Genomic DNA, 11,032 nt, shown 5'->3' on the forward strand with positions numbered 1-11,032 from the left:
CCCGAATTCAATAAACGACCACCCGAATTCAATAAACGACCACCCGAATTCAATATATTTATTGCATAAATTCTCAAAACCTCACCTGAAACCCGATTTACTAAGGTTTTAGCTTTAGTTTTACCCCACCCTAACCATCACTGCGATTAAGTAGGTAATCTTTGGGATTTAAGAAGAAATTCGACTTGTGTGTACACGGTAGCCTTAGAAAGGGGAGGGAACAAGATTTCTTATTTCTCCCCTTTATAAAGGGGGATTAAGGGGGGTAATTTGATTTGTGTATACACGGTAGGCTTGCGGGGAGGGGTTGGGGGTGGGGTTCTTTTATTATGGGTGATTTGGCGGACATGATATAACCAACTGCATTGACAGCTATTTTAGGCAGGTAATGCCTATCATATCGGGATAGTCAATGTAATCTTGCCAGAACTCGGAGCCAAATTTCTGTATGCCTTTGGGACAGACTATTGGATGGTGCCAGCGGATCTCTTTAAAACCAGCACTCATCAAGGCCCATTCATAAGTCGCTTGGCTAAGGTAGTAGTTATCAATACTGATAGACTCACCGTCATCAGGAATGCTCAATGTTAAGGTTATGGGAGTACCTTCTTGGAGCGATTCAGCACATCTTCTAGAAATGCCATATTTCTCATGTTTATGATAAAACTCTGGAAGCAGTTCTAAATTATTGTTCAAACTGACGAATCGACCACCAGGTTTCAGATGAATTGCTATGGCCTGACACATTTTGAGTAGTTGCTCTTTAGTTGAAGCGCAATTCAGCAAGTAGGAGACTACCACAAGATCGAAGCTGCCAATAGAACCAATTTCCATGACATCACCGATGATATATTCAATATCAAGTGGAACAGAGGCTTCTTCAAGTCTTGCCAATTTGATCATTTCTGAGGAAATATCCACACCAACCAAACGTGCAGCACCATTCTGTTTGAGCAATCGTGTGAAAAATCCTTCTCCACATGCTAGATCGAGGATTGATTTCCCGGCAACATCTCCGATTAAATTTAAGTATGTATATGCCTCACCATACAAGCGATAAGGCAATTTATTAAGTTTTTGAAACTGGAGAGCTATGTTATCAAACACGGCTGCCATTTTTTCACCTCACTTGCAAGTTTTTTATTAAAGGATGTCTGAAAAGTTAAATTCTACGCCTGCAACCTCAGCATCAACAGTTCAAGATAAGCGCGTTACGGCTTGTATGGCTAAAAAGATGCGATCGCTTTCTTGAAGTTAAAATGGGCGTAAAGTATCTCCAATTTAGCTAGTATACGGTAGATTGCAGGAAGCTCATGACCCAGATTCCGAAAAGCGCAGCCCAGTTGTATGAAACAGACTTTGCAGCATGGACAGAAAAAACTGTACAACTCATTCGTGCTGGACAATTTGGACAAGTAGACTGGGATGCTGTGATTGAGGAGATTGAAAGCTTGGGACGGTCAGAACGACGAGAGTTGAAAAGCCGCTTGGAAGTATTATTACAGCATTTGCTCAAGTGGCAACATCAATCTAGTTTGCGGAGTGGCTCTTGGCGAAATACTATTGATGAGCAGCGCCACAAAATTGCAGATTTACTGCAAGAGAGTCCCAGCCTCAAGTCTTATCCAGAAGAAGTTTTAGCCCAGTGCTATCATCGGGGATTGAAAGCTGCTAGTAATGAAACTGAACTACCAATAAATATGTTTCCTGTGGAATGTCCTTATTCCATTGCCCAAGTTCTTGATAGTGAGTTTTTGCCGGATATTATTGATTTGTAATATTAAGTTGATGCGGTAAATAACTCCCCTCGTAGCACAGTTATCGCTTGTCCAGCGAGAAAGACGCGATCGCTCCCGTCATAATATACCTTCACCACACCGCCGCGACTGGATGCTTGATAAGCCAAAAATTCATTTTTGTGCAAGCGATCGCGCCAGAACCAAGCAAGACAGCAATGAGCCGCTCCTGTAACTGGGTCTTCATTAATACCTAATCCCGGTGCAAAGAAGCGAGAGACGAAATTATATTGAGAATCAGAGTCAGTGAGGCTGGTGACAATGACATCAGAAATCGGTAACGTTTTAAGTAGTTGAAAATTGGGCTGTATTTGCCGTACTAATTCTTCAGCTTCTAATTCCACTAGATAACCTAGTGAATTCTGCAAGACAGATTTGTAGGGTACACCCAAAGCTTGCTTGAGTTCTGGAGGGGCGACTGTTGCTTGTGAGTGATTCACAGGAAAATCTAACTCAATCCACTCACCTTGCAACTTAGCAATCAGCACTCCACTTTTGGTATAAAAACGTGCAACTTCATCAGGTGATAAATGTCCCTCTGACCAAAGTACATGAGCACTAGCTAAAGTTGCGTGACCACAAAGCGGCACTTCCACCGTGGGTGTAAACCAACGCAGATTAAACCCATCATCCTGTCTGACTAGAAAAGCTGTTTCAGATAAATTCATCTCCTGCGCTATCTTCTGCATCCAGCGCTCATCTTGGGGAGTAGGCAAAACACAGACAGCAGCCGGATTACCTGCGAAAGGTGTATTGGTAAAAGCATCAACTTGAGTAATGATTTGTCCCATTAGATAGAGTCACCTTGAAAGTTAGAAAGCAATATATTTATCAGTAGCAAGGTGTAGAGGCATGGCGTGCCGTGCCCCTACTTGTTTAATGAGAACCACTATATACAGTACCTTAGAAATTAGGAATACAATCTCCAAAAATTAGAGTCAATGTTAAAGCAAACCGAAAACGTGAGGATAAAAATCTTCAAAAGCATCTTTGCTGCTGTCAACTCAGCGCTAATTTCTGGAGGATTAGTTAGCTGTGCTGTTGAAGTACCGCAGCCACCTGCACCAACTGAGCAACAAAAACCAGTCCTACAACCTAACCAACAGCCTCAGCAGGACGACAAAGATGACGACGATAAAGATGGCGATCGCAAAAATGATCAAAAAGATGACGATAAAGACGATAACGACTAAATAAAGGCAAAACTATCACCTTTATCCTGTTCTTGGAGTTGACATTTATGTTTATCCAACAAACTTCTACTTCCCTCGGCGATACTTTACGCCACCGACGGCAACAACTAGCCAACCTGATTGATTTTCCAGCAATTCTGTGGTCAGGTAGCAACAATTCGCGCAACTTTCCCGCCAATACCTTTCCCTTTCGTGCTAACAGTCATTTCCTCTATTTCGCCGGACTGCCATTACCAAAGGCGGCAATTCGTCTAGAAGCGGGCAAGCTAGAACTATTCATCGACGATCCGTCACCCAGCAGCGCCCTTTGGCATGGAGAAACGCCAACGCGCGAAGAAATAGCCGAGAAGATTGGGGCGGATGTGGCTCGACCAATGGCAGAATTAGAGTCTTGGTTAGAAGATGCCGCTACACTTGCTGTTCAAGATGCAGCTACTTGGACGCAGCAATCGCAGCTATTAAATAGATGGGTTTTACCACAAAGTCCTCTCCAAGGAATTGACTTGGAATTAGCTAAGGCGATCGTTTCTCTCCGCCTTACCCACGATAATGCTGCATTAACCGAGTTGCGAAAAGCTGCGGTTGTCACTGTCAAAGCTCACAAAGCTGGAATGGCAGCAACACCCCAAGCCAAACTAGAAGCTGAAGTTCGGGCAGCGATGGAAGGGGTAATTATTGCCCACAATATGACTACCTCTTACAACAGTATTGTCACTGTTCACGGTGAAGTTTTGCATAACGAGCAGTATCACCATAGTTTGCAACCAGGTGATTTACTGCTTGCCGATGTTGGCGCTGAAACCCAGACGGGTTGGGCAGGTGATGTGACTCGTACATGGCCAATTTTGGGTAAATTTTCATCTACCCAAAGAGATATTTATAACGTGGTGTTGGCAGCCCATGATGCTTGTATTGCTAAAATCCAGCCTGGTGTAGAGTATGGGGATATTCACCTGCTAGCGGCTACGGCGATCGCTGAAGGTTTAGTAGAGTTAGGCATTTTACAAGGAAATCCCCAAGATTTAGTAGAAATGGATGCCCACGCGCTGTTTTTTCCTCATGGTATCGGTCATCTACTGGGTTTAGATGTCCATGACATGGAAGATTTGGGCGATTTAGCTGGGTATGAAGAGAGACGTGAAAGGAGCGATCGCTTTGGCTTAAGCTACCTCCGTTTAAATCGTCCCCTGCGTCCAGGAATGTTAGTCACAATTGAGCCTGGTTTTTATCAAGTACCAGCAATTTTAAATGATGCCAATGTCCGTTCAAAATATCAGAATGTGGTGAATTGGCAGCGTTTATCGGAATTTGCCGATGTCCGGGGAATCCGCATTGAAGATGATGTTTTAGTTACTACAGAAGGCAGCGAAGTTTTAACAGCCGCATTGCCAAATGATGCCGATACTATAGAAAATCTAGTTAATGGCTGAGTTTACGCTAAATTTTACCCCACCCTAACCCTCCCCGTATGTATTGGGGAGCCACTGCGTTGGGCGGCTTTGCCCGACTTGTACTCCTACGGAGAAGCAAGCTACGCGCAGCGTCTCCCCTTCTCCCAAAGGGAGAGGCTAGCGCCAAGGGAGAAGCAAGTGGCGTGAGGGAACTAGATTTCTTGTTTTCCCTCTTTGCAAGGTGGGTAATAGCCAGATATGAAATACGGTAGTTTCATCACTCCCCTAAACCCAGGTGATTTTGTAACGCTTGGCGCATCACTTCTACAGGCATTTCTTGCTGTAACCAGATTTTTAATGCTGCTACCCCTTGTTGGACTAGCATTTCTAATCCATCGATCACAATTGCGCCTTGTTTTTGTGCCTGTTCTAGAAATTGCGTTGGTTTAGGAATATATATTAAATCGTAAGCGATCGCACCTGTTGGTAAATTCGCGATTTCTTCTACACTCAAAGGCGATTCATCGACTTTGGGATACATGCCAATCGGAGTTGTATTTACCAGCAGATTTGCTTGGGGAATGAGCTTTGGTAATTCTTCCCATTGATGAACCTGGAATTTCTCAGCCAGGGGTGAATCGCTCCAACTATTGCGAAATTCTTCTAATTTCTGCATATTGCGCCCAACAACATGAATTTGGGCAAAACCTAGCTGAGTACAACCTGCTACAACTGCTCTGGCTGCACCACCATTGCCTAAAATTACCGCTACTTTTTGACTCCAATCTTGTTTATATGTTGTCTGTAAAGGGGCGATAAATCCTTCTATATCTGTATTTGTGCCTACCCATTGGTTATTTTGGCGGCTAACAGTATTCACTGCTCCAATAGTTTGAGCCAGGGGTGTAATTTCTGAGAGTAGGGGAATGATTGCCTGTTTGTGAGGTATTGTCACATTAAAGCCGACAACCCCAACAGCAGCTAAACCTGCGATCGCCACTTCTAAATTTTGTGGTTCAATCGGAAAAGGGAGATAAATGTAATCTAATCCTAATTGGGCGATCGCTGCATTATGCATCACTGGCGACAGCGAATGCTCTACCGGATGTCCAATGACTCCTAGTAGTTTAGTTTTACCTGTAATTAATTTTGTCATTTGTCATTTGTCATTTGTCATTTGTCATCCCCCTGCTCCTCACTCCTCAGCTAGCCTACAATTATTAAAAGCTCCTTAACATTTCTTTAAATCATGCAGGCAACTACAGCCTCCTCTACAACTCCAATTCCTGGCAAATATTGGCAGTGGCGCGGGCACAACGTTTACTACGTGCGTGCGGGAGAGAAACAAATGCAACGTCCGCCTTTGCTTTTGGTACATGGATTTGGTGCTTCTACAGACCACTGGCGCAAGAATATCACAGGATTGTGTCAAGATTTTGAAGTATTTGCGATCGACCTTTTGGGATTTGGGCGATCGGCAAAACCAAAATTGCAGTACAGTGGCGACTTGTGGCGCGATCAACTCCATGATTTTATCAGCGAAGTGATTGGTGAAAAAGCAGTATTAGCCGGTAATTCTCTTGGTGGTTATGCTTGCTTATGTGTTGCAGCACAACGTCCCGACAGTGCAGCTGGATTAGTCTTGCTCAATAGTGCTGGGCCTTTTAGCGAAAACCAGCCAACATCTGAACCGGAAGCTTTGCAAAGCGAAATTCAGCCACCCAAAAAACCCTCTTCTTTAGAGAAACTTCTGGGTGACTCAGTTAAATGGATTTTTCAACAACCTTTAGCTCAGTTTGTGTTATTTCAATATGTACGACAACGTTGGGTAATTCGCCAAACTTTAGAAAAGGTATACCTTGATAAAAGTGCGGTTACAGACCAATTGATAGAAGAAATTTCTCGCCCTGCTTTTGATCCGGGTGCATTGGATGTATTTGTTTCAGTTTTTAGCAGTCCTCAAGGGGAAAAAGTTGATGTACTACTAAAGCAATTAACTTGTTCTCTGTTGATGTTATGGGGAGAAGCCGATCCGTGGATGAATCCTAGAGAACGTTCTCAAAAGTTTCGTCAATACTGTCCTCAACTCACAGAGCATTTCTTAACAGCAGGTCATTGTCCCCATGATGAAGTACCCGATGGAGTAAATCAACTTTTACGGGATTGGGTGTTGTCTAAGTAAATCGGTGTGAATAATTAAAGATTTGTAGTAAGCGGCTGAAGCTGCTTACTACAAATAAGCTTATTTAAAAACGTAGGATTTAAGTTCTTGCTCTATTTGGTCACTAATAATTTCAGTCCCCATACCGATTTTATCGAGGTTAACCCTCACAAAATTTTTTTTATCTTCTTTTGTAAATTTTTTATCATTATCCGAGTCTTTAATAATTTTTAGAAAAATTGCATTTTGACTTGGAACAACAACCCAACTGATTATTCGAGTATTATTTGGGGTAATTTGCTGAAGGTTCTTACCTGATAAATCAGAAAGATAGCCAATAGTAACATCTTCGCTGTTAAGTTTTTTATCTGTATTTGTATCTTAGTCAATGATTTTATATAACCAAATTCTTGTGGTGGGCTTCTCTGCCGCTTTTACCTCCAATAAATCGAAGGAGGTGATAATGGCTTTTTTATTTAATAAAAGATGAGCTTCACTACCTTGCTTTTGATAAAAGATGATATTATACAATTGATTATTTCTTTCATTTTCATAAGAACGTGAAAGGTTTAAATCAATTCCTTTATCTTCATTCTGCTCTGCAAGACTAACAGGAATCATCAGATAATCTGATTTTTCTTTAATAATTAAATCGCCATAGATAAGATTTGGTTGTGGCTTCGGTTTATCAGTTACTTTTGCCTGTTCTGCATTTCTACTAACAGAAGACTTACACGAAAAAGAAAGGGCAGCTACAATCATAGCTGTAGTAATCTTATTTAAAAAGCGATACTTTTTCATCAAATTCTCCTAGCAGGATATATTGCTGTCCTATTTTATTCCCTGCTGGAAAATTAGCTAGAGTCCATCCAATACGCTTGGCTTTGTGAAAAATTATAGGTTGGGTTAAGCAAAGCCCCACCCAACAAAGCCCCACTGGCACTCCCTGCCGTACCGAGAAAATCATATTACAATAAAATGCCAAAAACCTGGTCGAGGTTGACCAGGTTTTATCGAGTTTACAGGTTTCAAATTTTAAACTAATTAACTAACTGAAGGTTAATAACTAGGGTGGACTGAAAAACTAACAAACTCAGCATTCTTGCGTTTTTCCGCTTTAGGATTTGGCTTTGCCCTCTACATTAGGCTTTTTGCCACTTCTATTACATTTGATATGCTGAAATCTGCTTGGGCTGATGACAAGGGGACACTAAGTCATTAACCCTTTTTGTTTGGTTTTATTTTGTTCGGTGTCCTACTATCTAAATTATCACTTAATTTGTAAGTTGCAACCCTTGGTTAACTAAAGTTGACGTTTTGTTAGATTCTGCAATCTAAAGTTAGAAATTTGATCCCCAACCCTCTTTTGAAGAAAGTTAAAGGGATCTTAGATAGATTAAGCATAGTAAGCAAACTACATTGTCATCAATCCCACATAATCTGATTGTCATCCAGATAGTCGGTGACAATACGGCCAATGGCATCAATTTCTGCCAATTCGGCGATAGAAAGCTTGATTTGGGCGGCTAATGCATTGTCTCGTGCTTGTTCGGGATAACGCCCTCCAGCGATCGCATTTGTTTGAGGTTGAGCAATTAACCAGGCTAAAGCTAACTGAGCAAGGGTACAATTATGAACAAAGGCTATAGGACGCAGTTTTTCTAGCGCTTGTTGGGCACGTTCAAAGTTTTCGCCTTGAAACAGTTTATTTTTAGCACGATTATCTGTTGGGTCAAATTTATGACCGACAGCAAATCTTCCTGTTAACAACCCCTGCGCTAAAGGCGAATAAGCAAGGATAGAAATATTGTTTTCGATACAATAGGGCAATGCATCTTGTTCTACCTGTCTCCAGAATAAAGAATAGGGTGGTTGTAAACTATCAATACGTCCATAACTTGCTGCTTCTGCTAACTGGACGCCAGAAAAATTGGAAACACCGATTGCTCGAATTTTACCTTGCTCTTTGAGCAGGTTAAGAGCTTTCATCGTTTCTTCGATAAGTACTATTTCACTATTGAAAGCGCCGGAGGGCCAATGTATTTGGTAAAGATCGATGTAATCAGTTTTCAGGTTAGTTAAGGAACGATCGCAAGCTTCAATCACTTGTTCATACTTGAGATGGTTAGCAAAAACTTTTGTGGCATACTCCACGTGAGTTCGTACATCAGATAAAGCTTCAGCGACAATTCGCTCAGAGTGTCCTTCACCATAAGCTTCAGCAGTATCAATTGTTGTGATGCCAGCTTCATAAGCGGCTCGAATGGTTTTAATCGAGTCAGCATCCTCAATTCCCACCCACATTCTTTTACCAGCTTGCCAAGTTCCCATCAGAATGGGTGTGATTTTGACTTCACTTGTACCTAGCGATCGCTTTTCCATAACTACTTCCTAATTTATTGCCTTAGACAGGTTCATACTTTATCAGTCTTAGCTTCAAATTAAATCAGAGTTACAGTAGATGCCGATGGAATTGACTACAACTTTTCATGCTCTCAAAGAATGGGCAGTTGCCATAAATGCCTTAGAAAGTGGCAAAACAATTATGTTGCTCCGCAAAGGCGGTATCCACGAACGACATGGACATTTCCAAGTTGCCCACAAGCAAATTTTGCTTTACCCCACTTATGAGCACCAACAAGCTTTCATGCTGAAAGCTGAATATGCCAATAATGTTTATCCAGTAACATCAGGCTGGCATCCTGAAACAGTTCGCATTGGCAGTTGGGCTGAAATTACAGATATTTTGCCAGTGAGTGACGAGTCTATTGTCAACAGTTTACTTCCCTTCCATATTTGGAACGAGCATTTTATTAGCGATCGCCTCAAATGGAAAGCACGTCAACCCCTTTATATTCTGCTTCTGCGGACATATAAACTACCGCAAGAGCAAGAAATTCCCTATTACGCCAAATACGCTGGCTGCAAGTCATGGATTGATTTAGATCGATCGATTTACTTGCAAACAGCACAACCAGTTTTATCTAACTTTGCATACAGCCAAATAGTAGAGACAATTCGCCAGATTGTCGGCGATAAGTTGTATGCTCCATCCTTCTAATAACCCAACTTGTTGTTCAGATACCCGATTTATTCAATAAGTCGGGTATCTAAATTTAGTTTAAGTAAGTGCTATTCCACCCTATAGCTCATTTGATTTATAACTTTATAAATTATCTCTAATATCAGGTTTGGTCAAACACTCAATAATATTTGTAGCAGCGCGATAAGCTTAAAATGTTGGGTTTCAAAAACTCACAAAAACCAAAATATAATCATGAACAAAATTACTCAACCCAATAAATTAAGCTTGCCGCGCTAGTACAACACGGTGGAAATAAACCAACCATTCCAAATCAACGAAACCCTTATGCTGTATTCATTTTTAATTTTTAATTCCGCTTTGCGGTACTAGTAGGTTGGATTGAGGAACGAAACCCAACATTTCCAGACCTTGCTTGTTGGGTTGCGCTTTGCTTAACCCAACCTACATTTACATCTAATACACTATTTTCGCCTTGACACGCTACTAAAGTTTTTCACAAAGCCAAGCGTATTATTTTATAACTAACTTCTAAAATCTGCGCTTATATAGCAATGGACAAGGCGGTTAGGACGCTGTGCGAAGCACATCTTCCATAGCATTCCGAAGACAGTCAAATTGAATTAGTTGTTTACGAATTTGACTCTTTAACCATGAGCAACATCGCTCAATTTTATTAAGTTCGGGTGAATAGGATGGCAAGTATTTTAAGTGACAGTCTGCCGATTCAATTAATTCTTGAATACATCCACCTCGATGAAATGTGGCATTATCTGCAATCACTATTTGTGCAGGTTTTAGCGATGGTATTAAACAAGTTTCTAGCCAAGTTTCAAAGACAGTTCGCTTCCTTGCACCCTCCACAGTAAATGGAGCGAATAATTTCCCATTACAACAGGCAGCAATCATATTAACTCGTCTTTGTCTCCTCCCACTTTTCAGTGCATGAAATCGCTGACCTTTTTCATTCCACCCATAGCCATAATCTTCTCTATTATCCATTCCTCTCAGGGGCTTTCACACTCCCGTCAAGTTTCTTGTAAGCCAAAACGTAAAACCCCAATCCAGACGGACAGGACAGTAAAAATTCCTCACACAAAAACCATATAGGATTTTATTGGCTCAGTTTTTTGCCTTATGAGAAAACAAGCGTGTAAAATCTTAGGACAAGCTCTATGCCAATACTCGTAAATTGACGAAGGTATTGAACTATGGGCCAGTATTAACAAAAAGTGCATTATTGGTTCCAAGACCGGCACAGATCACCTGACTTGTGCCTAAGCGAGTACAACTAGGATCTGAACTGTATACACCTCCCAGACTCTGAGGCCCACTCCAAGAACTGCCATTAAACCGATTTGCAAAAAGTGCTTTATTAGTTCCAAGACCAGCGCAGATCACCTGATTTGTACCTAAGGAAGCACAACTAGGATTTGAGGTGTATACTC

11 protein-coding genes and 1 pseudogene are annotated in these 11,032 nt (G+C 41.5%); 5 read left to right on the forward strand and 7 right to left on the reverse strand.

Going from position 1 to position 11,032, the window contains the following annotated elements:
- Positions 1 to 372 precede the first annotated feature (372 nt).
- The gene (locus tag HWQ58_RS32115; protein ID WP_292871935.1) at positions 373 to 1,116 is read right to left on the reverse strand and encodes a class I SAM-dependent methyltransferase; all 744 of its coding nucleotides are present in this window, start codon (positions 1,114 to 1,116) and stop codon (positions 373 to 375) included.
- 197 nt (positions 1,117 to 1,313) lie between these two features.
- Between HWQ58_RS32115 and HWQ58_RS32120 the strand changes: the two genes are divergently transcribed.
- Positions 1,314 to 1,778, forward strand: coding sequence for a DUF29 domain-containing protein (locus HWQ58_RS32120; protein WP_292871937.1), 465 nt, complete (start codon positions 1,314 to 1,316; stop codon positions 1,776 to 1,778).
- 2 nt (positions 1,779 to 1,780) lie between these two features.
- On the opposite strand, the gene HWQ58_RS32125 is transcribed toward HWQ58_RS32120, so the two are convergent.
- Positions 1,781 to 2,587 carry a PhzF family phenazine biosynthesis protein gene (locus HWQ58_RS32125; protein WP_292871939.1) on the reverse strand — a complete coding sequence of 269 codons (807 nt, stop codon included), beginning with the start codon at positions 2,585 to 2,587 and terminating at the stop codon, positions 1,781 to 1,783.
- Between the two features lie 150 nt (positions 2,588 to 2,737).
- On the opposite strand from HWQ58_RS32125, the gene HWQ58_RS32130 reads away from it, so the two are divergent.
- Positions 2,738 to 2,989: a hypothetical protein gene (locus HWQ58_RS32130; protein WP_292871941.1), complete on the forward strand. Its 252-nt coding sequence runs from the start codon at positions 2,738 to 2,740 to the stop codon at positions 2,987 to 2,989.
- Between the two features lie 47 nt (positions 2,990 to 3,036).
- Positions 3,037 to 4,419 carry an aminopeptidase P family protein gene (locus HWQ58_RS32135; protein WP_292871943.1) on the forward strand — a complete coding sequence of 461 codons (1,383 nt, stop codon included), beginning with the start codon at positions 3,037 to 3,039 and terminating at the stop codon, positions 4,417 to 4,419.
- Positions 4,420 to 4,657: 238 nt separating this feature from the next.
- Here the strand turns inward: HWQ58_RS32135 and HWQ58_RS32140 are convergent, their stop codons facing one another.
- Positions 4,658 to 5,536, reverse strand: coding sequence for a shikimate dehydrogenase (locus HWQ58_RS32140; RefSeq protein WP_292871945.1), 879 nt, complete (start codon positions 5,534 to 5,536; stop codon positions 4,658 to 4,660).
- Between the two features lie 93 nt (positions 5,537 to 5,629).
- Here HWQ58_RS32140 and HWQ58_RS32145 point away from each other — a divergent pair, with 93 nt between their 5' ends.
- Positions 5,630 to 6,562 (forward strand): alpha/beta fold hydrolase, encoded by a 933-nt coding sequence (locus HWQ58_RS32145; protein WP_292871947.1) that lies wholly within the window; start codon positions 5,630 to 5,632, stop codon positions 6,560 to 6,562.
- A 360-nt stretch (positions 6,563 to 6,922) separates the two neighbouring features.
- Here HWQ58_RS32145 and HWQ58_RS38640 read toward each other — a convergent pair whose 3' ends face one another.
- Both HWQ58_RS38640 and HWQ58_RS32155 read right to left on the reverse strand, forming a co-directional pair.
- The gene (locus HWQ58_RS38640) at positions 6,923 to 7,342 is read right to left on the reverse strand and encodes a hypothetical protein (RefSeq protein ID WP_366839012.1); all 420 of its coding nucleotides are present in this window, start codon (positions 7,340 to 7,342) and stop codon (positions 6,923 to 6,925) included.
- 624 nt (positions 7,343 to 7,966) lie between these two features.
- Positions 7,967 to 8,923, reverse strand: a complete 957-nt coding sequence (locus HWQ58_RS32155; RefSeq protein WP_292871949.1) for an aldo/keto reductase — start codon at positions 8,921 to 8,923, stop codon at positions 7,967 to 7,969.
- 79 nt (positions 8,924 to 9,002) lie between these two features.
- Here HWQ58_RS32155 and HWQ58_RS32160 point away from each other — a divergent pair, with 79 nt between their 5' ends.
- Positions 9,003 to 9,602, forward strand: coding sequence for a DUF1802 family protein (locus tag HWQ58_RS32160; protein WP_292871951.1), 600 nt, complete (start codon positions 9,003 to 9,005; stop codon positions 9,600 to 9,602).
- A gap of 549 nt (positions 9,603 to 10,151) precedes the next feature.
- On the opposite strand, the pseudogene HWQ58_RS32165 reads toward HWQ58_RS32160, so the two are convergent.
- Both HWQ58_RS32165 and HWQ58_RS32170 read right to left on the reverse strand, forming a co-directional pair.
- A pseudogene (locus HWQ58_RS32165) lies at positions 10,152 to 10,589 on the reverse strand (IS630 family transposase); the annotation flags it as partial.
- 204 nt (positions 10,590 to 10,793) lie between these two features.
- The coding region (locus HWQ58_RS32170) for a hypothetical protein (RefSeq protein WP_292871953.1) at positions 10,794 to 11,032 on the reverse strand (239 nt) is incomplete at its 5' end.

Source organism: Nostoc sp. LPT (assembly GCF_017115165.1).
In the GTDB taxonomy this organism is placed as follows: domain Bacteria; phylum Cyanobacteriota; class Cyanobacteriia; order Cyanobacteriales; family Nostocaceae; genus Nostoc.